Below are 23,340 nucleotides of genomic sequence, written 5' to 3' on the forward strand. Positions count from 1 at the left end.
TCCGGATGGAGGGGACAACCTTGGCATTAATCAGGCAAAATCAAGCTGTTTGAGCACGGGAGTCTGTCTGTGCATATGGGCTCCCAGCCGCTGAAACATATTCTCTATTCGATCATATCCCCGGTCAATGTGATGAACCTGCTCCACAACGGTCTTGCCGTGAGCCGACAGTCCTGCAATAACCAGTGCTGCACCTGCCCTTAAATCGGTTGCTTCCACGGTCGCCCCATATAATCTCGGAACTCCCCGGATGTAAGCAGAAGTATAGTTCACCGAAATATCAGCGCCCATACGTACAAGTTCATCCACATGTTTGAATCTGCCCTCGAACACCGTCTCCCGCATTATACTCATGCCATCCGCCAAGGATAACAGTACCATGACTTGTGACTGGAGATCGGTAGGAAATGCAGGATAGGGAGAGGTCACAATGCTCTCTACCGCTTTAGGTCTTCCAAGACTACTAACATTGATTATATCATTGCAAGCCCCTATTTGAACACCAGCGCGCCTCAGCACGTGGAGCAGCGAGATTAAGTGAGCCGGATTGCAATGAGTTAATGTTACCGTTCCTCGGGTAGCCGCAGCGGCAATCAAAGCGGTTCCAGCCACTATGCGGTCAGGAATAATCTCATACTCGCATGGATAAAGCTGCTGAACTCCACGGATCTTAATGGTGTCCGTACCTGCACCCATAATGCTCGCGCCCATTTGATTCAGGAAATTCTGAAGGTCCTGAATTTCGGGCTCACGGGCTGCATTGGTAATTATTGTTGTACCTTCAGCCAGTACAGCAGCCATCATAATGTTCTCTGTTGCCCCAACGCTGGGAAAATCCAAATGAATATCTGCCCCAACCAGCTTCTTGGCCCGGCACCAAATCTGCTCGTCATTCTCTTCGATGACGGCTCCCAGCGCCTTAAGACCATTCAGATGGAGATCAATCTTGCGTTCACCGATCGCACATCCGCCTGGTTGGTATACACATACCTCGCCAAACTTGGCCAGTAAAGGCCCCATAAGGAATATCGATGACCTCATCAGCTTCATTAAATCTTCCGGTACTTGACAAGAATCCGCCCCACTTGAATCGACAACCACGGTGTCCCCTCTGTGAATCGTACTGCAGCCCAGGCGGTTCAAAATGCGCAGCATAACATCAATGTCAAGCAAACGCGGTACATTGCGCAGCTGAACCTTCCCTCCGGACAGCAGGCTTGCCGCCAGGATTGGCAATGCGGCATTTTTCGCTCCATGGATACGAATGGTTCCTGATAGGGGTTTCCCGCCTTCAATCACCAATTTGTCCAATGTATCACCTCCGAGTTTACCGCTCACCCACGCAGAACACTTCCGGAACCAAATTTACCTCGAATTTGGAGGCAACCACGGTTTGAATATGATGCATAAGGGTGAGTACGTCCTCTGCTGTCGCTTGCCCGGTATTAACAATGAAATTGGCATGCATTTCGGATACCTCGGCACCGCCTGACCGGTACCCTTTCAGACCGGCTGCTTCAATCAGCCTTGCGGCGTGATCTCCCGGCGGGTTGCGGAACACGCTTCCGGCGCACGGCTGCTGCAGCGGTTGAGTCTGTCTTCTCCGGTCCTTATAGGCTGCCATGGAGGAAGAAATCGCTGCACGGTCTCCTTCCCTAAGCTGGAACACCGCCTTGGCCACAATTCCACTGCGTTCATGCAGGATCGAATGACGATAAGCGAATTCCATCTGTTCCGCGTTGTAGCTAACCAATTCCCCTGTCTCCAGTACAATCTCAGCGGATTTGAATATGCGTGACACATCAGACCCGTGCGCTCCGGCATTCATATATACCGCACCACCAACCGTGCCGGGTATACCTGAAGCGAACTCCATACCTGTGAGGCCTTTCTTGCCCGCCATGATGCTCAGACTGACAAAGCTTGCGCCCCCATCGGCTTCCACTTCAGTCCCTCGGAACTCTGACCCCTCTAGCCCTTTGCCAAACTTGATTACCGCACCGCGGATTCCAAGATCGGATACGAGCATATTAGATCCTTTGCCAACAAGCATCCAAGGAACTTTCTCTTCATGCAGGATACGGATAAGATGCTGAAGCTGCTGCACCGTCTCAGGCACGATCACCGCATCAGCGGGACCACCGATTTTCCATGTTGTATATTTGGCCATTGGCTCATTCGGCAGAATACTGCCGACCTCTGCCTCGGATAGTTTAGAAATCCACTGCTGCATCTTAATTTCCCTCCCTGGTTCGTTACCCTCACAGCCAATTGATTGATCAATCCTAATACGGATAGATTTCTGGAGCATCACACCTCGGCACCTGGGTAGATTGTCACGCGATTATAGAGTATCTTATGTCAGCTCTACATAGAGTGTGACACCCGCCCAGAGCCTGGAATTTTATCTCCGCTGCTGCGTTAGCCGGTGCATTTCTTCTACCAGCAGGTGTGCAGAGTCCGGCTTACCCATCCGGCGTGAAGCTGTGGACATAGACACCTGCCTGGAGACATCCTCCATAATCTGCTTGATCGATGAGAATAAAGCCGGACCGGTTAATTCTTGTTCCAGGATAACTTCAGCTGCTCCGGCAGACTCCAGCGTTCTGGCATTCTTCTCCTGGTGATTATTGGTCACATTGGGAGAAGGAATCAGAATTGACGGGATACCAAGCGAGGTAATCTCCGCAAGGAAGGAAGCCCCCGCACGGTTAACAATAAGCGAAGTAGAAGCCAGCACCTCAGGCATGTTATGCACATAAGGAAGCACTTGAAGACCACGGGGTAGATTGCCAGTCTTGGCCTTGATTGCTTGAAGAGTAGGCTCATAATAACTCTCACCAGTTACATAGACAAAGCGAACATGCTCAAGCTCATTCAACAAGGGCGCCATTTCGATCATGGCCTCATTAATCGCCTTGGCTCCCCGGCTGCCGCCGACCACCAGTACAATTGGAGTTCCTGGAATAAGCCCCAAGGCAGAGTAACCCTTTGTCTTATCGGCCTCATAGACTGTAGTTGCCCTTGGATTGCCGGTATAAATGATGTTTTTTGAACCGGGAAACGCGCTCTCCATGCCTTCAAAGCTCAGTGCAACCGTATCTACATACTTGCTCAGGAAGCGATTGGTGAGACCCGGAATGGCATTCTGCTCATGAATGATGCTTGGAATTCCCAATTTGGAGGCGGCATACACGACAGGACCGCATACATATCCCCCCGTTCCAATAACCACATCCGGCTTGAATTTTCTAAGCAATTTCTTGGATGTGCTGACACCCCGCAGAAAGCGAACAACGGTCTTTATATTCTCCGGTGACAGTTTTCTACGGAATCCGGTAATATTAATAGCTTCAAAAGGAATACCTTCTTTGGGAACCAGGGAACTTTCCAGTCCCTTCTGTCCCCCTATATATAGAAACTCCGTTTCCGGAAATTCAGAAGCACATTGCTTCGCGACGGCGAGCGCAGGATAAATATGTCCTCCTGTGCCTCCTCCGCTTAATACAACTCGCATGATGTTCACCTCGAATGTCGGGATAAGTTAAGCAAAATTCCTAGTGCCGTCAGCATCAGGGTGAGCGAAGATCCGCCGTAGCTGATGAGCGGCAGCGTAATGCCGGTAACCGGCATCATACCAATAACTACGCCAATATTAATCACAACCTGAACAGCAACAATACCAATAATTCCTACGGCCAGCAGACTTCCGAAAGTATCGGGAACCGTCATCGCGACCCTCATGCCTCTCCATACCAGAATCATGAAGAGCAGCAGCACGAGCAGACCGCCGATAAATCCGAGCTCTTCAGCCAATATCGAAAATATGAAATCCGTCTGCGGCTCAGGTACATAACTATACTTCTGACGGCTCATACCCAGCCCCAGCCCCGCTAGTCCGCCCGGGCCGATTGCATATAAAGACTGAATAATCTGATATCCGGCTCCGAGGGGGTCCGACCAAGGATCAAGAAAAGCTGTAATTCTCTTCAGACGATAAGGAGCAGCGAGGATCAGCCCTACAAACCCGGCAGCCCCTGCCAAGGCAAGCGTGAACAGATGCTTAAGTCTGGCTCCTGCAGCAAACACAATCAGCAGTGAAGCCCCCAGCATGACGGTTCCTGTCCCGAGGTCAGGCTGCAGCATAATAAGCCCAAACGCAAGTCCAATCAGCCCAAGCGGCGGAAGCAGGCCTTTCGTAAATCTTGTAATATCCATCGTCTCGCGGCTAAGCCAATCGGATAGAAACAGAATCATCCCAAGCTTCATAAATTCTGAAGGCTGAATCCCGAACGAGCTAATCCCCAGCCAGCTTCTTGCTCCCCCGCGCACAACACCAATACCCGGAATAAGTACAATAACTAGAAGGATAAAGCAAACAATAAGTATGGGTCTCGAATATTTTCGCAAATTACGATAATCGAGGTTCATGGTAAAGAACATGGAAATCAGTCCCAGGACCGCGAACAGCAGCTGTCTTTTCACAAAATAAAAGGAATCCCCATAATCGTGAAAAGCAAGTACGGAGCCTGCACTGTATACCATGACCATGCCGATCGCCAGCAGTGCCAGAATGCAGATTAACAACCAAATATCAGGCGCATGGCGCGTCTTGCTCATAGCGGAAGCCACCTCTAACTATAATAGTAGTAGGGGCTTATCCACCCCTCTACTAAAGGTTATGCACGGCCTCTTTAAAAATGCGTCCACGCTCTTCATAGGAAGCAAACATGTCCCAGCTCGCACATGCCGGGGATAATAGAACAATATCCCCCGCTTCGGCAAGACTCGCAGCTTCATGAATCGCGGTGCGGAGCACAGAGGCAGCGTCCTCCTCAGTATCGACGAGCACGATCTGGGTTAATCCGGCAAGTTCAGCTACCCTGCCTATTTTCTCCCTGGTTTCGCCAAGGGCAACCACCGCTTTGAGCTTTTCTTTGAAAGAAGGAATCAACTCCATATAATCGGAGCCCCGATCTAGTCCGCCTGCAATCAGGATAATAGGAGCATCCAATGCTCCCAGGGCCATGATCGTTGCTTTGGAATTCGTCGCCTTTGAATTGTTATAGTAGGTGACCCCGTTCTTCACTTCCACATACTCCAGGCGGTGTTCAACTCCGCGGAAGGACTTCAGCGGTTCAGCGAGAGACTCGAGGTTAGCGCCTGCAGCAATGGAGATGGCAATAGCGGCAAGTGCATTTTCTACATTAAAACGCCCTGGCAGACCAATTTCGTCCACCTGCACAATTTCATGTGGTTTTCCATCTGTATCCCGGTAGATCACTGTTCTGGATACATGGTCCTGAACATCCGCCGCATACGGTGGATCCAGATACACACCTTCTACAAGAGTCTCTGTAACCGAGAACGGCAATAGCTTTGATTTGACGTAAGGAACCAGCTTCCGGCAGACCGGATCATCAAAATTAAGTACAGCAACATCGCTCTCAAGCTGATTGGCGAACAGCTTCGCCTTGGAGTTCACATAGTCTTCCATATCTCCATGATAGTCCAGATGTGTCTCTGCAACATTTAGCAAGCAGCCTACAGCGGGACGGAAGTCCTTCGTTCCTTTCAGTTGGAAGCTGCTAAGCTCTACCACCATCCAGTCATTCGGACTTGCAGCGGCTGCTGCCTCACAGAGCGGAGTACCAATATTACCGGCAACAATAGGATGCATGCCCGCTGCCTCTAACAGCTTGTCTACCCACGTAGTCGTCGTCGTCTTGCCATTGGAGCCTGTAATTCCAATGATGGGCGCCTGGCAAATATGATAAGCCACTTCCACCTCGGTCACGACCTCAATTCCCAGTTCAATCGCTTTCTGTACAGGCGGCACCGAGTAAGGAATACCCGGATTCTTAATCAGCAGAGAGACACCCGGATGGATAAGTCCTTCCGGGTGGCTCCCGCATAGAACAGAAATTCCCAAAGCCTCCAGTTCGGATGCCTCGGGACACTGTTCTCTATCCTTTTTATCATTTACAATCACGTTCGCGCCTGCTTCATGCAGGGTCTTAGCTACTTGAACTCCACTTTTGGCAAGACCCAGGACAACAACTTCCCGGTCTTTATACATTTCCGGATGATTCATCGCAATTACAACCCCTTGTTGAGATAAAGTCCAATACCTGCGAGCACAAGTCCAACCGCCCAAAATGTAATAACAACACGCCACTCGGACCAGCCAGACAATTCAAAGTGGTGGTGAATCGGACTCATTTTGAAAATACGCTTGCCCCGGGTCTTGAATGAAGCGACCTGAAGCACTACAGACAAAATTTCGATAACGAATATTCCGCCGATGACCAGGAATAACAATTCAGCTTTCGTAACGATGGCAATGGCCGAGATGGCTCCGCCGATACCAAGCGATCCTGAGTCCCCCATGAACACCCTGGCCGGATGAGCATTGAACACAAGGAATCCAAGTACAGCGCCAATCATAGCTCCGGCACACACCGCAGCGGGAAGTGAAGTAGCCTGCATCGCGACAACCGCGTAAGCTCCTAGTGCTATGGCACTGACGCCAGATAGCAGTCCATCCAGACCATCTGTAAAGTTAACCGCATTCGTAGTTGCCAGCATCATAATCACAATGAACGGATAATAAAAGATACCGCCCCAGTCAAAGGAATAATCTGTTCCCGGAATTCCGATCGCCGTACTGTGCCCCTTCGAAATCAGAAGAATGCATACAATAGCCGCGAACACCAGCTGTCCAACCAGCTTCTGCTTGGCGGTAAGCCCTAGTGAACGCTTGAAAACGATCTTGATGTAGTCATCCAGAAACCCTACTAGACCAAACCCCAGTGTAGCTACCAGCATGACGTAAAAGTCCGTATTGATCACAGAAAATTTCATAAAGGCCAGTGTAAAAGCAACCATGATAATAATGCCGCCCATGGTAGGCGTACCTGCTTTTTTCAAATGGGACTGGGGCCCCTCGCCCCTGATCTGCTGTCCAAATTTGAGCCTGCGCAGAAGTGGTATACATAAGGGAGCCGCAATGACGGCGAGGATGAAGGAAACGCCTATGGTGAGAAGTACAAGTGAGAAATCCACGGATCTCCCTCCTTTCGCTATCATTTTTTAGGATTGAAGCTTATCTATTGTAATGGCCTGTGCCACTTCTTCCAGTTTCATTCCCCGTGAAGCTTTGATAAGTACAACATCCTTCGGGGTCAATTCTTGTATAAGGGCACGAATAAGCTCAGTCTTGTCAGTATATGCATGAATATGCTTATCGGGAAGATTGGAAGCAGCGCCCTGAGCAATCTTGGACCCGAGAGGCCCATAAGTATAGAGAAGATCAACTTTGTCTGGAGTAATGAACTGACCGATTTCCTCATGGTATCGTTCCTCCAGCCCACCCAGCTCTAGCATGTCACCAAGCACAGCAACCTTTCTGCGGTAACCCTTCATCTTCTCCAGCACGCCGATTGCCGCCTTGACAGAGGTAGGGCTTGCATTATAAGCATCATTCAGGATAGCAATCCCGCTAACCCCTTCGATCATTTCAATCCGCATGCTCGTGAGCTCAAGCTGCTCAAGACCCTCAACGATATTCGCTTCGGTCACCCCGTAATGTCTCGCAACCGTGATGGCGCCAAGTGCATTAATCACATTATGCTCGCCAAGCAGAGGAATACGGTAGGCCGTATCTGAATGGCCTGAATAAGAGGTAAACACAGTTCCTCCACTTTGAAACATCATGCCGGTTGGATAATCGTCATTCGTGGAGTTAACTCCATAAGTTGAAAGCTTCAAATTGTCCGGCTTCCGGGTGTCCGGCTCCTGCAGCACCATAGGAATCAGAGGCTCATCCCCATTGTAGACAAGCAGCCCGCCCGGCTTCATACCGGCAAGTATTTCCACCTTGGCCCGGGCAATTTCTTCCCTTGAACCCAATTGAAGCAGGTGGGATTCTCCAATATTCGTAATCATAGCCGTCTCAGGCTCAGCAAGCTTTGAAAGAAATTCAATTTCATAACGGGCGCTCATTCCCATTTCCAAGATCGCTATTTCACTATCTTCGGGCATTGATAGAATGGTAAGCGGCAGCCCGATATGATTGTTAAAGTTCCCGTTCGTCTTGTGAACTTTGTAGGTAGTGGCCAGCAGAGAAGCGACGATATCCTTGGTTGTTGTCTTTCCGTTGCTGCCCGTGATTCCAATCACACGCGCCTTTGTCTCGGTAAGGTAGGCTTTAGAGAGGTGCTGCAGAGCTTGCAGTGTATCCTCAACCAGAATTACAGGACCTTCCGGCGGAGTGCCGTGGTCCTTCTGCCAAAGTATAGCTGCAGCGCTTTGTTCAATGGCCTCAGCAGCAAAAGAATGTCCATCAAACTGTTCCCCCACGAGCGGGACGAACAGACAGCCTGGAGTTATTTTGCGGGAATCTGTAATTACACCGGCCGCGACCACCTCCGCATGCTCGGCATGTACAAGCTTCCCTCCACACATTTCTGCAATCTGAACTAGGTTTCTTTTTATCACTTTCGAGGACCCCTTATGGCTTCTTTAGCAACAATACGATCATCAAAGTCAAGTACCTGGGACCCAATAAGCTGATAGGTCTCATGGCCTTTCCCCGCAATCAATACTACATCTTTAGAGCTTGCCATTTCAATAGCCTTTTCAATGGCTTCCTTACGATCCACAACGAGCTCATAACGATCCTGTGTCACGCCGTGCGCAGTAAGCCCCTCTTCAATATCCGAAAGTATAGCTTCCGGATTCTCAGTTCTCGGATTATCCGAAGTAACAAAAACATACTCCGAATATTTGGCGGCAATTTGCCCCATAATCGGGCGCTTCGTCTTATCCCGGTCTCCACCGCAGCCAAATACACAAATCACTCGGCCTTCTGCGAATTCTTTCACGGTACGAAGCACATTCTCAAGTCCATCGGGCGTATGGGCATAATCCACAATAACCGCAAATTCCTGTCCTTCATCCACGGCCTCGACACGGCCTTCTACGCCTTGCAGCGACTCCAGGCTGGCTTTGATCTGCTCCAGCGAAATGTCTTCCAGCAGGGCCGCACTAATCGCAGCCAAAGCGTTATAGACATTGAATTTGCCGACCATCCGAAGATTAATATCGGTGCTCCCCCGGAAAGTATCTACATGGAAGGACGTCCCGCGTGAGGTAATAGATATGCCCGATGCCCGAACATCAGCTTCATTCTCCACACCATATGTAATGACTTCCACCGCAGTTTGTGCTGCGTAATAAGCTGACGCTTCATCGTCCACATTAAGAACCGCATAGCTGCGTTCCTGTGGATCCTCAAAGTATTGATTACCCAGACGAGAGAAGAATAGCCCTTTGGCCGCCCGGTATTCCTCCATCGTTTTGTGGTAATCCAGATGATCCTGGGTTAAATTCGTGAAAATGGCGGTGCGGAACTGTGTTCCCTTAACACGCCCTTGCTCAAGAGCATGGGAGGATACTTCCATTACACAGTAATTACATTCCGCCTCTGCCATATCGTTCAAGTAACCCTGCAGGTCCAGCGACTCAGGTGTCGTGCCCGACATCGGATAGCTTTGCCCTGCATATCTGCGCTGAATCGTACCTATTAAGCCTGGAATATTGCCTTGATCCTTAAGGATCTGCTCAATCAGATAAGTGGTTGTCGTCTTACCGTTCGTGCCTGTAACTCCAATCACACGAAGACGGGAACTTGGCTCGTTATAAAAGGCATTGCCAAGAACCGCCATCGCCAGACGGCAGTCCTTCACTTTCAGTTGTGGCAGCTGTACATCATCCAGAATGCGCTGTACTACCAGTGCGGCTGCGCCCTTCTCTGCCGCCTGACGGGCGAAATCATGTCCGTCTACGGTATGTCCTGGCAGGCAAATGAACAAGTCTCCTGAAGACACCTTACGCGAGTCGATTTGAATGCCTGTTATTGCGACTTCGCCATCTCCATGAATACTGGAAGTTGCGAGATAGGCTGCTAGCTGGTTAAGAAACATGGTTATACCTCCATCTATATCACGAATTCATTCACATAGTATCGTCAAAATAACGTCCACTCAGGCCTTACTCTTGATGATTATGTTCTACCTCTGCTTCATTACCCATGTATATGCGAATGGTAGACCCTCTTTCCACCCGTGCTCCAGGTTTGGGAGCTTGATTGATCACATAGCTGCCAGAGCCAGATCGGGCCAGATTGAAGTTCATATTCAAGTCCTCATATAAATCCTGGACCGATGCACCTACCAGATCAGGCACTTCTACAATTGGCTGCTCGCCAAATTTATAGTTCTTGGCCAGCTGATCCTTGCGCGGGGGAATCTTCATATAGTGGAGAGAGTCCTCCAAAATATTCTTGACAATAGGCGCTGCTACAACGCCCCCGAATTGAATCCCCTGAGGATTGTCAACAGCAGTATAGACTACAATCTGAGGATCGTCTGCCGGAGCAAATCCGATAAAAGAAACGATGTGCTCACTTGAGGAATATCGTCCATTAATGACTTTCTGCGCAGTTCCTGTCTTCCCCCCGACCCGGTATCCATCGATGAAAGCCGGACGCCCTGTTCCAAGGGCGACTACACTTTCCAGAGCACTGCGGACCTGCTTGGAAGTATTCTCCGAGATCACCTGTCTGACAAATTCAGGTTCTATCTTCTCCACAACCTGTCCGGTATCCGGATTCACCCACGACTTGCCCACGTGAGGCTTGAACAGCTTGCCACCATTAATCGCTGCAGATACCGCAGCAACCTGCTGAATCGGGGTCACCGACACCCCCTGACCAAATGCTGTCGTGGCAAGCTCGACAGGACCTACCTGCGGCAGCTTGAACAAGATCCCGTTCTCTTCGCCGCCCAGATCAATCCCGGTCTTGCTTCCGAATCCAAAGTTGCGGATATAACTAAATAATGAATCCTTGCCAAGACGCTGGCCCAAGGCTACGAATCCCGGGTTGCAAGAGTTCTCAACCACCTGCAAGAAAGTCTGGCTGCCATGGCCGCCTTTCTTCCAGCAGCGGAGTCTAGCACCGCCAACCTTCACATAACCCGGATCAAAGAAACGATCATTGACTAGATCTACCTTCTTCTCCTCAAGGGCAGCGGCAAGTGTGATAATCTTGAATGTCGAACCTGGTTCATAGGTCATCCAGATCGGCAGATTACGGTTATACACCTGTGAAGGGTATTCTTGATACTGTCCAGGCTCATAACCTGGACGGCTGGCCATGGCCAGAATCTCACCGTTCTTGGGATTCATCGCAATCGACCATGCCCCATTCGCTTTGAATTTCGCCATGGCCTGATCAAGTTCTCTTTCCATAATGCTTTGAATGTTCTTATCTATGGTCAACTCAAGATTGAGACCATCTTTGGGCTCTACATATTTCTCCGAGGAACCCGGCATAATCCGCCCGCCCGCATCAGACAGAAAAGAAATACTTCCGTTCATGCCGTTCAGCTTGTCATCGTATTTCTTCTCCACACCCGTCAATCCCTGGTTATCAATCCCTGTGAAACCTAGAATGTGAGCCGCAAGTCCTTCATAAGGATAATACCTTTTGTTGTCTTCGGCAATGACAATACCCGGCAGACCCAAATCACGAATTTTCTGAGCCTTCTCCATCGTAATTTTGCGCCCGCCGGGTCGTAGTTTAACAATCAGCTGTCTGGTCTTGATCGCTTTAAGAACTGTTTCTTCACTCATGCCCAGGATAGGAGCCACCTTATGGGCAGTTATCTCCGGATCCTTGATCTGAGCGGGAATCGCCATAATGGTTGGCGTCGTAATATTATAGGCCAGAGAAACGCCATTACGGTCTAATATTTCACCACGCTTGGCGGAGAAAGGAATGTTGCGGCGCCATAACTCCTCAGCTTCGGCTGACAGTTCATTACCCTTACTAAGCTGAACATAAGCCAGCCTGATTACTAATGCGCCAAACAGCAAGCAAAGTATCAAGAGAAGCGAGAAAAGCCTGCGTCTTCTCGTAATCCCGGAAATCTTCATACGTGTCCCTCCTGTTCATCCTCTTGTCCATGATGGCTTTGATATCATGAATATTCAGGATAAACAGGGGTTAGAACAAGCTATCCGTCAATCTCCTTCCGTCTTCTTATCCGATTGATTGCGAGTATTGCTATCCGTATTGTTGGCCTGTATTGCCGGAGGCTGAAGTGTAAGCAGGACGCTTCGCTTTCCGCCTGTCTTGGTCACCTTCTGGCTCACCACATAGCCTTCTCCATCCACGGATACAGATACTTGCATAAGGGTCAGAATCTCCATAGCGTCCCGCAACGATACTCCGGTTAGATTCGGAACCTCCATCGACTTGCTCTCTTCCGTAAGGAGGAACACCCGCTGCGCAGAGGACATCATCGTTCCTGCCTTCGGATATTGACTGATCACCTTGCTGCCTTTACCCAGAGTTTCGAAGGAAATTCCCTTCTTCGTCAGACTGCTCTTGGCATTACTAAGCTGCATTCCCTTAAGATCAGGTGCAGCTGTTCCCGTCTCGCTTGGCTCATCAGCCGCTACGTTCGACTTCGGCACACCCATATACTCCAGAGTCTGACTAACGATTTTCTTAAACACTGGTGCAGCGGCCGTTCCGCCTCCCAAGTCTGAATCTTGGGGTTCGTCAATAACTACTAGGACTAAGATCTTAGGGTCGTTAACCGGTGCATATCCGATAAAAGAAACTACCTGCTTCGTATAGTCATATCCGGCCTCACCATTAGTTTTAGGCTTAACCGCGGTACCCGTCTTCCCGGCTACACGGTAACCCGGAATGTACGCATGGCGCCCTGTACCGATTTTCTGGTCAGAGACAACCTGCTCCAGGTAGCTTCCCACTTCCTTGGCTTTATCCGGAGAGATTACCTGCCGAACGACTTTCGGCTGCGTAATCACCGGGGCTCCTGCTGGCGGATCAATCTCCTTGATAATATGCGGCTCAAGCAGCTTGCCTCCATTGGCCACTGCGGCAACTGCCGCAACCTGCTGAATCGGGGTCACGGTAATACCGTGGCCGTAGGTCGTGGTGGCATACTCAATGTCCCGCTGTGGGTTAACGATCCCTTTCGCTTCGCCCGACAGCTCAATGCCAGTCTTTTGGCCAAATCCGAAGCTCTTGATGTAATTCAGCAGTCTCTCCTTGCCCAGCATCTCGTAACCCAGCTTAACAAAAGCTACGTTACTCGAATGCTTAACCCCTTGAAGATAAGTTAATGGCCCCCATCCTTCATGCTTCACGTCATAGAGAGGAGTCTTGTAACCAGGAATCTTGATATGCCCTGACATGTAGGTAGCGTTCGGGTTGAACAAACCCTCCTGAACGGCACCTGCCAAAGTCACAATCTTGAAGGTCGATCCCGGCTCATAGGTAGAAGCAAGCGCATGATTCCTAAAGTTATTCTTGTACTCTTCCTTCCAGTATTCATTCGGATCGAAAGTTGGCATATTGGCCATCCCCAGAATCTCCATCGTATTCGGATCAGCCGCGATAACCGTCATACTGATCGGCTTCAGCTTGGCAAAGGCCTCTTTCATCGCACCTTCGATATAATACTGTATTGTATCGTCGATCGTCAGCTTGATATTACTTCCATCTTTGGGAGCCTTGTATACTTCCTCGGCTTTTGTCAGCTTGACGCCCTTCCGGTCACTCTCATATTTAATGGAGCCGTCGACCCCGTGCAGAAGATTATCATACTTTTTCTCCAGGCCCGTTATAGCTGTGCCCTCCCGGTTGGTGTACCCCAGGATATGAGCAGCAAGGGTTAACTTGGGATAATACCTCTTCTCATCTGCGATGAAGGTGATGCCGGACTCTGCAAGCTTCTTAGGTTTGTGATCCTTCTTAATCTGTTCCGAAAAAGCGTTAACCTTATCCTTCAGTTCCTGATCAATCTTCCAGCCTTCATTTCGTACCTCAACCTGATCAAGTGTCTCTCCCTTTTTGCTCTTGCTGTGAATCAGGCTCTTAATTTCACTTTCCGGCTTGTTCAGCAGCTTGCTCAGCCCACCAGCAACCTCGTCCTCCAACCCGTATTTCAGAATCACTTTTGGCTGAAGGGCTACGGTATAAGCTGGCGCATTAATAGCCAAAGCGTCTCCGTTCCGGTCCGTAATCTCACCGCGCACAGCCGGAATGGGCTGATTCCGGGACCAATAGTTGTCTTTACCGTATGCCTCCCAGAAGGAACCTTGGACAATTTGAAGCCAGAAGACTTTACCTATAATTACAAGAAAAAAGAGGGTAACGAGTCCCCCTATAAGTAGTGTCCGAAGTTTTATTCTCTTGTCCATCTCTCAAAACCTCATCTTTATCGGTTAATTCCGGGCAGTCTTCGTCCCGGATATATCCTTACCGGCAGCAGAAGCGCTTCCGCTCGGCTCATTCTCGCTGTCACCAGGCTGCTCGTATCCCATCTGCATTGCAGTACTTAGAACCGCCTGCTCCAATTGCTGTCTCTTCACTTCCAGCGCCGACATTTTCTTTTTGACTTCGGAAATTTCGTAATCCGTTTTGTGGACCTGGTAGTTCAGATCATAGACTTTGGCATTCTGCCATGTCAGCAGACTCGCCACTGCCACACAGAAGACTACAGTAAAAATATACAGCAGCTTCTCACTAACTGGCAGCGGTGCGCGTCTTGTAACAACCTTCGTCGTTTCTTTGTATTTAGGTAATGTTTGAGTTTGAGCTTGTCCCCGTCCGGACGTTTTCTCTTTAACTGCCAGGTTTCCCCGTGTGTAGGCCATATCAGATATCCTCCGCTATAGATTGCAATTTCTCCGCTACGCGCAGCTTGGCTGAGCGCGCCCGGGGATTATGAGCCAGCTCCTCTTCAGAAGGAACCAGCGGTTTCCGGTTAATCAGTTTGAGCGTTCCCTTCCCTCCGCATACGCACATTGGGAAGTCCGTAGGACAGGTACATTTCTCTAGATATCCGGCAAAAATTTGCTTGCAGATCCGGTCTTCCAGTGAGTGAAACGTAATCACCGAAATACGGCCACCGGCAGCCGTGCAGCGAACGGCTTGATGCAGCCCGTCCTCGAAGGCACCCAGCTCATCATTTACGGCAATTCGCAGGGCTTGGAAACTCCGCTTCGCGGGATGCCCTCCGGTTCTGCGTGCCGCAGCCGGAATTCCCATCTTAATCAGTTCGACAAGCTGGCCAGTGGTCTCAACCGGCGCCTCCTGCCTGCTGTCAACAATGACCTTGGCGATACGCCTGGAGAATTTCTCTTCCCCATATTGAAACAGAATACGGGCAATTTCCTTCTCCGGCCATTCGTTAATAATTTCTCTTGCAGTGAGATCCGAGGAACGGTCCATCCGCATATCGAGCGGCGCATCTGCATTGTAACTAAATCCGCGTTCGCCCTCATCGAACTGAGGAGAGGATACACCTAGATCATACAGAATACCGTCAACCTGCGGGATTCCTCCTTGCTGCGGAACCCAGTCCAACTCTTTAAGTTTCTCTTCCAAATAACGAAAATTGCTCTTCACCAAGGTAAGTTGGTCTCCATAATCGGATAGCTTCTCTTTGGCGTTCTCGTGTGCCCAATCATCCTGATCAAAGGCAATCAGTCTGCCGCCAGGCCCAAGCTTCGACAAGATTACCGAGCTATGGCCTCCGCCACCTAAGGTGCAGTCCACATAAATGCCGTCCGGCTTGATGCGCAGCCCTTCTGTCGCCTCTTCCTTGAGTACCGTGATGTGATGAAACAAGCTGCCGCCCCCCAGACTCTAGAATATAAATAGTATGTTCTCTTTATAGTTCGAAATTGAAATCAACCAGCTTCTCCGCAATTTCATTGAACGTATCCTCCGATTGCTGGAAGTACTGTTCCCACGTATCGCGGCTCCAAATTTCTACCCGATTGGATACACCAATCACTACACAATCCTTCTCAAGCTTTGCATACTGCCGGAGAGTAGCCGGTAAATTTACCCTTCCCTGCTTGTCCCATTCACATTCAGTAGCCCCGGAGAAAAAAAAGCGGGTAAAAGCGCGTGCATCTGACTTCATCAGTGGCAGTGCTTTAAGCTTCTGCTCCATAACACCCCATTCATCTTGGGGATATACGAACAGACATTGGTCCAGTCCGCGGGTAACAACAAAAGAAGTGCCCAGAAGTTCGCGAAATTTAGCCGGGATGATAATTCGGCCCTTATCATCAATGCTATGCTGATATTCTCCCATAAACATTGGATGCGCTCACTCCTTACCTCTTTCCCCCACTTTGCACCACTTTCCACCACTTATAAATAATACTTATTCTCCGCACTATTGTAAACTCCTTCTAAGCGGGGATAAAAATTTAATGGTAAATTGCGGTACTTAGGTCCCAAACGCAGAACTCCCTTCCTGAACAATCAGGAAGGGAGTTCTCACATCTTTTAATTTGTTATTTCCAGCTGTCCAGATAGGCCTTCTGCTCTTCACTCAAGGTGTCAATCTGAATGCCCAGGCTGTCCAGCTTATATCTGGCGACCTGTTCATCAAGCTCATAAGGAACATTGACTACGGCGCTGCCGATTTCTTTATAGTGATCATTTACATATTTCAGTGATAGGGCCTGCAGAGCAAAAGTAGTATCCATGATCTCAGCCGGATGACCATCCGCAGCACCAAGATTAACCAGTCTTCCTTCTGCAATCAAGTACACCTTACGCCCATCCTTGAACTTGTATTCTTCAATATTCTTACGAACGGTGCGAATGGAGACTGCACGCTCAGCAAGTTCAGGCTTGTTCACTTCCACATCAAAATGTCCTGCATTGGACAGAATTGCCCCATCTTTGATGACATCATAATGTTCTCCGCGGATAACCGAATTGTTGCCGGTGACCGTGATGAAGAAGTCTCCGACTTTAGCTGCCTCGATCATAGGCAGAACGTCGAAGCCGTCCATATGGGCTTCAACCGCACGAATGGCATCCACCTCGGTAACAACTACTTTTGCGCCAAGGCCCTTGGCCCGCATAGCGACACCTTTACCGCACCAGCCATAACCAACAACGACAACTGTCTTGCCCGCAACGACAAGGTTGGTCGTACGAATCAGGCCGTCCCAAGCGGATTGGCCGGTACCATAGCGATTATCGAACAGGTATTTACAGTAAGCATCGTTCACGGCAACCATCGGGAATTTGAGAGTTCCCTCTTTCTCTAGTGCCTTCAGACGAATAATCCCTGTTGTGGTCTCCTCTGCTCCGCCGCGGATTGTCTCCAGCAGGTCAGGACGCTCTCCGTGTAGAACCGATGCGAAATCACTTCCGTCATCGATAATGAGATCTGGCTTGGTCTCGAGCGCTTTAACAATCAGCTGCTTGAACTCCTCCGGCTCGGGGTTGTATTTGGCGAACACGGTAATACCGTCTTCCACCAAGGCCGCACACACATCATCCTGTGTAGATAGCGGATTGCTTCCCGTAATGGTAACTTCCGCGCCGCCAGCCTGAACAACTTTGGCCAAATACGCTGTCTTCGCCTCCAGATGCAGGCAGATCGATACCTTCAGACCTTTGAACGGCTGTTCCACCTCAAATTGCTTGCGCACCCGGTTAAGGACAGGCATATGGGCTTCTACCCAATCGATCTTCAGATGCCCTTCAGGGGCTAATGAAAGATCCGTAATAATACTATTCTGAACAGCTTGTGTACTCATTGGTCCACTACCTCCACTAATTTCTTTCGTTGAGCTAAAGCTCTATAATTCGGTGTCCACCTGTAATTTCGTAAGGAATTTGCAGCAGCTCATGCACCCACTCTTGCCCGTACTTATTCAAGTAATAATATGCATTTAGAACCCGCTCCTGCGGCTTATCCATAGGGAACAGAGTAAGCCCTATACACTCCCACTGCTTCAAGGCCGCCGCATGGGCTTCCTCCAAGGCTCCCAGGGTTCGCTGACGCAAAAATTCAATCTGTTCCCTGATCTTCTCCTTATTGGCAGCACCCAACTTCAGAAGTCCGCGTCTAACTGTCCCGATCTCTTCGATCAAAGGTTCGTACAAGGCTTCGAAAGATTGGATGACCTCATCGAATCGGCCATCCACGTCCATATCCACTTGACCCGCAAGCCAGGCTTCTCTCTTGTCAGCCATTCTATCTTTGACATCTTCAAAAGAAAGTTCGTATTTAGTCATATACTTCTGTACGGCTGAATCCGTCATCGTAAATGACATTCTCGGCAGCAGAATTGGCATTTGGAGGCCCATAGCTGTAAAGGCTCTTCCTGTAAGGCCCCAATAGGCGATCTCTCCTGCCCCGAGCACGGTTCCCAGAACAGGCAGAAGTGAATCCTGCATCAGAGGGCGGGTCAGCACATTATTGCTGAAGCGTTCAGGATGAAGATCAGCCTGCTCAAGCAGCTCATCCCGGCTGAAAGATATCAGACCTTTACGGTCCTCAAATCTGCCTTCACGCTTGAATAGAAGCAGCCGTTCTCCTTCATGTATGTAGAACAGGTTGGCTCCATCTGGAGCCACTTCCGCCTGGGCCTCAAAGCCAAGGCTCTCCAACTGATCAGCGGCTTCCCGGTACGCTTGCCCCAATCGGTCGTTATCCAGAATAATTCGTCTAAAGACGGACTGTTCGACCTCCCGAAGCCCGTTATCCGAGGAATCCAGCAGAATGAGACCGTACTGGCCGAACCACCTGCCAAGCTGCTTGGCAAAAAACTCGGTCAGTGTTCGGGAAGCGGCAGCGTCTGCTCTCAAGTCCGCAAGTAGCTCGGCCTTGTGCTCGCTATCCTGCAGAGCCCCTGAGAGCTTCTCGATAACCGTATTCCACGATTCCTGACTAACCTCCGTCTGGCCGACCTGGGTTCGCCTGTCATCGTTCTTATGAAGCCGGATACGGGTAACGTCAAGCTCACGAGTTAGTACATAAGCATGATTGGCTTCTTCCCAGTCATGATCTTCGCCCGCGATCCAGAATACGGGAACCACGGGTTTGTTCAGCTTCTTGGAAGCGTGAGCAGCCGCCTGGATGATCGTAATAGCTTTATAGATGACAAGCGAAGGCCCTGTAAATAGCCCAGATTGCTGGCCTCCCGTCACTACATACGTATCCGGCTGTTCCAGCAGATCGAGCGCAGCAGACACCTCTGGAGAAGCATTATGCAGAGCGTTATAACGACGAAGCCGCTCAACAACCGCCTTTCGATCCACGCGGGTATCTTCCGAGCGGTCCAGCCACTCTGCCCGGTTCATCCAGCTGACATCCAGTCTTGCATCACCTGTATATAACTGCTGCACAGCAGCATAGTCCGAGACCAACGCTTCAGCCAGCGGCTGCTGCGATGGAAGCGGCTCAGATATGATATTCATAGGGTGTGATCCTCCTGTCTGTAGCCCAACTAGCCTTATTTGATTGTACTCAATCTAAAGCTCCTCCGTCAAAAGAAAACAGAAAAACCGCCGACTATGATCATACCACTGTCTTGCTCACAGTGGAATGACCCCCTCGGCGGTCCATTTTTAAGAATTAGGTATGGCAACCCAGTGTCCCTTGGTCACTTCAACAAGAGAAGAATTGTCCAAGTTATAGATATCGCCGGACGCAGCTCCGTCCTTGGCTGAGTGAATGGGACCCGAGCCCGTGTCATTCAGCAGAATGCGCGGCTTGCTCGCTTCAACTTCCGGATCGGGTACCGGAATGGCAGACAGCAGCGTTTTCGTATAAGGGTGCATCGGATTCGCATACAGCTCTTCACTTTCAGCAAGCTCGACCACTTTACCCAAATACATAACAGCTACCCGGTTGCTGATATGCTTCACCATGGATAAGTCATGGGCAATGAACAAATACGTCAGTCCAAGCTTCTTCTGAAGATCCTGCAGCAGATTAACAACTTGTGCCTGAATGGAGACATCCAGCGCCGAAATCGGTTCATCACAAATAATGAACTTGGGATTGACTGCTAGTGCACGGGCAATACCAATACGCTGACGCTGTCCCCCCGAGAATTCGTGCGGGTAACGCGTCGCATGGTCCGGATTCAATCCGACCATATCCAGCAGCTCCTCAACACGCTTTTTGCGTTCCTTCCGGCTTCCGGCCATATTATGGATATCCAGAGCTTCCCCAATGATATCCGTTACCGTAAAGCGGGGATTGAGCGAAGCGTAAGGATCCTGAAAGATCATCTGCATATCGCGGCGCATCGCCTTCATTTTGCCTGGGGACAGCTTGTAAATATCAGTTCCGTTAAACCGGACGCTTCCTGCCGTAGGCTCGTACAATCTAAGAATTGTACGGCCTGCGGTGGACTTACCGCAGCCCGATTCCCCAACAACGCCCAGCGTCTCCCCTTCATTAATGGAGAAGCTGATGTCGTTCACGGCCTTCAGGACGTTCCCCTTGCCAAGATTGAAATATTTCTTCAGACCTTCTACCTCGATTAACGGTCCACTCATGAAGATTGCACCTCCTGTGCCATCGGATGCTGCAGCCAGCAGCGTGACATATGCGTGTCGCTCAAATGGGTTGGATCCGGATCGATACGCTCACACACTTTCATGGCATGATCACAGCGGGCGGCAAAAGGACATCCAACCGGCGGCTTGATCAAATCCGGAGGTGTACCAATGATCGGGACAAGCGGCTCATCTTTGCGCTGATCAATTCTTGGGAGTGAGCGGAGCAGACCCCGCGTATAAGGATGCTGAGGATTCTTGAAAATCTCCATGCTGGTTCCCGTCTCAACGACTTCCCCAGCATACATCACGATAACCCGGTCTGCCATCCCGGCTACAACACCAAGGTCATGGGTAATCATAATAATGGAAGTGCCGAATCTCTCCTGCATATCCTTCATCACGTTGATGATTTGAGCCTGTATGGTAACATCCAGTGCCGTGGTAGGCTCATCCGCAATCAATAGCGACGGGCGGCAGGCTAGAGCAATGGCGATCATAACCCGTTGGCGCATGCCTCCTGAGAACTCGTGCGGATACTGATTGAACCTTGCTTCGGCATTTTTGATCCCGACCAGCTTAAGCATTTCCACTCCACGTGTCTTCGCCTCAGCGAAGGACAAGTTCTGATGCTTGATCAACCCTTCGGTAATCTGCTTACCTACTTTGATCGTCGGATTCAGGGAAGTCATCGGATCCTGAAAGATCATTCCGATATCTTTTCCGCGAATGGCTTCCATTTGTTTATTCGTCTTGCTAAGCAAATCCTCCCCGTTAAAGATCACCTGGCCCTGCTTAATCTTGGACGGAGGAGAAGGAATCAGCCTCATAATGGTCTGAGCGGTAACGCTCTTGCCGCTCCCTGACTCACCTACAATTGCTACGGTCTCCCCTTTGCCTACCGTGAAGTTCACGCCTCGAACAGCCTTGACTTCACCACCGCGGACAGAAAAGGACACGTGAAGATCTTTTACTTCTAAAATGGATTCCATACTAGTCTCACCCCCTATTTTTTGAGTTTAGGATCAAGTGCGTCACGCAGACCGTCACCAAATATGTTAAATGCGAGCATAGTTAAGCTGATTAATAGAGCAGGGAACAGCATCCGCCAAGGATACAGCATCCAGCCCGACAGGGAGGAGCTGATCATCGAACCGAGCGAAGCTACGGGCTCCTGTACACCAAGACCCAGGTAACTCAGGAATGCTTCAGAGAAAATTGCATTGGGTACCGATAGAGTTAAGGTAACGATGATCGGCCCCATCGCATTCGGAAGCAGATGACGGAACAAGAGCCGTCCAGAGCCCGCTCCCATGGAACGGGAGGCCAGTACATATTCTCTGTTCTTGAGCTGCATAATCTCACCGCGGACAATCCAGGACATATTGATCCAGCCTGTAATGGTCAGAGCCAGAATAATGGTGCCCAGACTCGGTTCAAATACAACGAGCAGCAGAATCGTAACCAACAGATAAGGAATAGAGTACAGAATTTCAGCGAATTTGTTCATGATCTCATCCACACGACCGCCGAAATATCCCATGATACCGCCATAAATAACACCAATCATAACGTCAATTAAAGCTGCTGCAAGGCCGACGACCAAAGAGATCCGCGCCCCCATCCAGGTACGCACGAACATATCACGGCCAAGATCATCCGTGCCGAACCAGTGAACTGAGTTCGGTGGCTTATTGGTATTCATAAGGTCATTCGTCTGATAATCAAACTTGGAAATCATCGGTCCGATAAAGGCCATAATGACCACAAGCGCCATAACAATCAGGCCGGCCATCGCAAGCTTGTTGGAACGCAGCCGTTCCCAGGAATCACGCCAAGCGGAGAGGCTTTCACGCTGAATGACTTCGGACTGCTTCTCGTCCACTCCGATTTGCCGGAAGTCTTCCGGTGTCAAATTGGCAGCTGAAGCCTGAGGAATCAATTCATTTTTCACGCTCAAGGTTAGCCCTCCTTTCTGTTCGTCAGTTTAATTCGTGGATCTACGAACACATATGCAATATCAGTCAAGAAACGGGCAAGCATCAGAATGACGCCATAAAAGATGGTTACGCCCATGATCAGGGTATAGTCACGGTTGCTAATGCTTGAGACAAAGACTTTCCCGAGACCCCCAATTCCGAAGATCTGTTCTATTACGACGGAGCCTGTAATGATGTTGGCTGTCATCGGACCCAGATACGTGATTACGGGCAGAATCCCGTTTCTAACCACGTGCCTGAACAGAATCGTCATCCAGTTAAGCCCTTTGGCTCTGGCTGTCTTGATATAGTCCGCATGAAGCACCTCTAGCATGCTTGAACGGGTCAACCGGGCTATGAAGGCAATCGGCTGTGCTGCAAGAGCAGCCACAGGCAGAACATAATCAAGTGGTCCATTGAATCCCATAACATTGAAGATACCTGCCTTTTGAGCAAAAACGAACTGCAGCATGGACGCCACCACGAAGCTTGGAACCGCAATTCCCAGCACAGCAAGGACCATGGCCACATTATCAATCAGTCTCCGGTGATAGAGTGCAGCCAGGAGACCTAGCAGCACACCTACAACTAGAGATACAACAATAGCAACCAACCCCAGCTTCAGGGAAGCGCCAAACGTATCCGTGATCAGCCCGGTTACCTCTTTGTTCTGCATCTTCATGGATATCCCGAAGTCACCTTGGGCAATATTCTTCAAATATTGTCCATACTGTACGATAACCGGCTTATCGAGACCGTATTGTTCCATCAAACGTTCCCTGATTTGCGGGGGCACCTGCTTTTCCGACATAAACGGGTTACCGGGAATAGCTTTCATCAAGAAAAAGGTCGCCGTAATAAGAATGAGCAAAGAAACTAACATATATAGAAATTTACTGGTAATGTACCGAACCATACAGCCTTCACCCC

General features: G+C 49.8%; 19 protein-coding genes. All 19 read right to left on the reverse strand.

The window, feature by feature from the left end; translation table 11 throughout:
- Window positions 1–30: 30 nt before the first annotated feature.
- Window positions 31–1,311 carry a UDP-N-acetylglucosamine 1-carboxyvinyltransferase gene (murA, locus tag EJP77_RS05205; protein ID WP_127198068.1) on the reverse strand — a complete coding sequence of 427 codons (1,281 nt, stop codon included), beginning with the start codon at window positions 1,309–1,311 and terminating at the stop codon, window positions 31–33.
- Between the two features lie 16 nt (window positions 1,312–1,327).
- Window positions 1,328–2,233, reverse strand: coding sequence for a UDP-N-acetylmuramate dehydrogenase (gene murB, locus EJP77_RS05210; RefSeq protein WP_127198069.1), 906 nt, complete (start codon window positions 2,231–2,233; stop codon window positions 1,328–1,330).
- Window positions 2,234–2,404: 171 nt separating this feature from the next.
- Window positions 2,405–3,517, reverse strand: a complete 1,113-nt coding sequence (murG, locus tag EJP77_RS05215) for an undecaprenyldiphospho-muramoylpentapeptide beta-N-acetylglucosaminyltransferase (protein ID WP_127198070.1) — start codon at window positions 3,515–3,517, stop codon at window positions 2,405–2,407.
- A 5-nt stretch (window positions 3,518–3,522) separates the two neighbouring features.
- Complete coding sequence (spoVE, locus tag EJP77_RS05220; RefSeq protein WP_127198071.1) at window positions 3,523–4,620, reverse strand: stage V sporulation protein E; 1,098 nt, start codon at window positions 4,618–4,620, stop codon at window positions 3,523–3,525.
- 52 nt (window positions 4,621–4,672) lie between these two features.
- Entirely contained in the window at window positions 4,673–6,094 is a 1,422-nt protein-coding gene (gene murD, locus EJP77_RS05225; RefSeq protein WP_127198072.1) for a UDP-N-acetylmuramoyl-L-alanine--D-glutamate ligase, read from the reverse strand.
- Between the two features lie 5 nt (window positions 6,095–6,099).
- Window positions 6,100–7,065, reverse strand: coding sequence for a phospho-N-acetylmuramoyl-pentapeptide-transferase (gene mraY / locus EJP77_RS05230; RefSeq protein WP_127198073.1), 966 nt, complete (start codon window positions 7,063–7,065; stop codon window positions 6,100–6,102).
- Between the two features lie 27 nt (window positions 7,066–7,092).
- Entirely contained in the window at window positions 7,093–8,496 is a 1,404-nt protein-coding gene (locus EJP77_RS05235; RefSeq protein WP_342772988.1) for a UDP-N-acetylmuramoyl-tripeptide--D-alanyl-D-alanine ligase, read from the reverse strand.
- Complete coding sequence (locus tag EJP77_RS05240; RefSeq protein WP_127198075.1) at window positions 8,496–9,986, reverse strand: UDP-N-acetylmuramoyl-L-alanyl-D-glutamate--2,6-diaminopimelate ligase; 1,491 nt, start codon at window positions 9,984–9,986, stop codon at window positions 8,496–8,498. The genes EJP77_RS05235 and EJP77_RS05240 overlap by 1 nt, the downstream gene beginning before the upstream one ends.
- A gap of 67 nt (window positions 9,987–10,053) precedes the next feature.
- Window positions 10,054–12,000, reverse strand: a complete 1,947-nt coding sequence (locus tag EJP77_RS05245) for a stage V sporulation protein D (RefSeq protein WP_127198076.1) — start codon at window positions 11,998–12,000, stop codon at window positions 10,054–10,056.
- An 87-nt stretch (window positions 12,001–12,087) separates the two neighbouring features.
- Window positions 12,088–14,301: a penicillin-binding transpeptidase domain-containing protein gene (locus EJP77_RS05250; RefSeq protein ID WP_127198077.1), complete on the reverse strand. Its 2,214-nt coding sequence runs from the start codon at window positions 14,299–14,301 to the stop codon at window positions 12,088–12,090.
- Between the two features lie 24 nt (window positions 14,302–14,325).
- Window positions 14,326–14,757, reverse strand: coding sequence for an FtsB/FtsL family cell division protein (locus tag EJP77_RS05255; protein ID WP_185897158.1), 432 nt, complete (start codon window positions 14,755–14,757; stop codon window positions 14,326–14,328).
- Window position 14,758: 1 nt separating this feature from the next.
- Complete coding sequence (gene rsmH / locus EJP77_RS05260; protein WP_127198078.1) at window positions 14,759–15,733, reverse strand: 16S rRNA (cytosine(1402)-N(4))-methyltransferase RsmH; 975 nt, start codon at window positions 15,731–15,733, stop codon at window positions 14,759–14,761.
- A 43-nt stretch (window positions 15,734–15,776) separates the two neighbouring features.
- On the reverse strand, window positions 15,777–16,214 hold the full coding sequence (mraZ, locus tag EJP77_RS05265; protein ID WP_127198079.1) for a division/cell wall cluster transcriptional repressor MraZ: 438 nt from the start codon (window positions 16,212–16,214) through the stop codon (window positions 15,777–15,779).
- 199 nt (window positions 16,215–16,413) lie between these two features.
- On the reverse strand, window positions 16,414–17,676 hold the full coding sequence (locus EJP77_RS05270) for an adenosylhomocysteinase (protein ID WP_127198080.1): 1,263 nt from the start codon (window positions 17,674–17,676) through the stop codon (window positions 16,414–16,416).
- 34 nt (window positions 17,677–17,710) lie between these two features.
- Window positions 17,711–19,342: a bacillithiol biosynthesis cysteine-adding enzyme BshC gene (bshC, locus tag EJP77_RS05275; protein ID WP_127198081.1), complete on the reverse strand. Its 1,632-nt coding sequence runs from the start codon at window positions 19,340–19,342 to the stop codon at window positions 17,711–17,713.
- Window positions 19,343–19,492: 150 nt separating this feature from the next.
- Window positions 19,493–20,431 carry an ABC transporter ATP-binding protein gene (locus EJP77_RS05280; protein ID WP_127198082.1) on the reverse strand — a complete coding sequence of 313 codons (939 nt, stop codon included), beginning with the start codon at window positions 20,429–20,431 and terminating at the stop codon, window positions 19,493–19,495.
- Window positions 20,428–21,423: an ABC transporter ATP-binding protein gene (locus EJP77_RS05285; protein ID WP_127198083.1), complete on the reverse strand. Its 996-nt coding sequence runs from the start codon at window positions 21,421–21,423 to the stop codon at window positions 20,428–20,430. Before EJP77_RS05285 ends, EJP77_RS05280 begins: the two co-directional genes overlap by 4 nt.
- Window positions 21,424–21,437: 14 nt before the next feature.
- Complete coding sequence (locus tag EJP77_RS05290) at window positions 21,438–22,385, reverse strand: ABC transporter permease (protein WP_127198327.1); 948 nt, start codon at window positions 22,383–22,385, stop codon at window positions 21,438–21,440.
- Between the two features lie 8 nt (window positions 22,386–22,393).
- On the reverse strand, window positions 22,394–23,326 hold the full coding sequence (locus EJP77_RS05295; protein WP_127198084.1) for an ABC transporter permease: 933 nt from the start codon (window positions 23,324–23,326) through the stop codon (window positions 22,394–22,396).
- Window positions 23,327–23,340: the final 14 nt, after the last annotated feature.

Source organism: Paenibacillus zeisoli, assembly GCF_003994465.1.
Taxonomy (GTDB): Bacteria; Bacillota; Bacilli; order Paenibacillales; family Paenibacillaceae; genus Fontibacillus; species Fontibacillus zeisoli.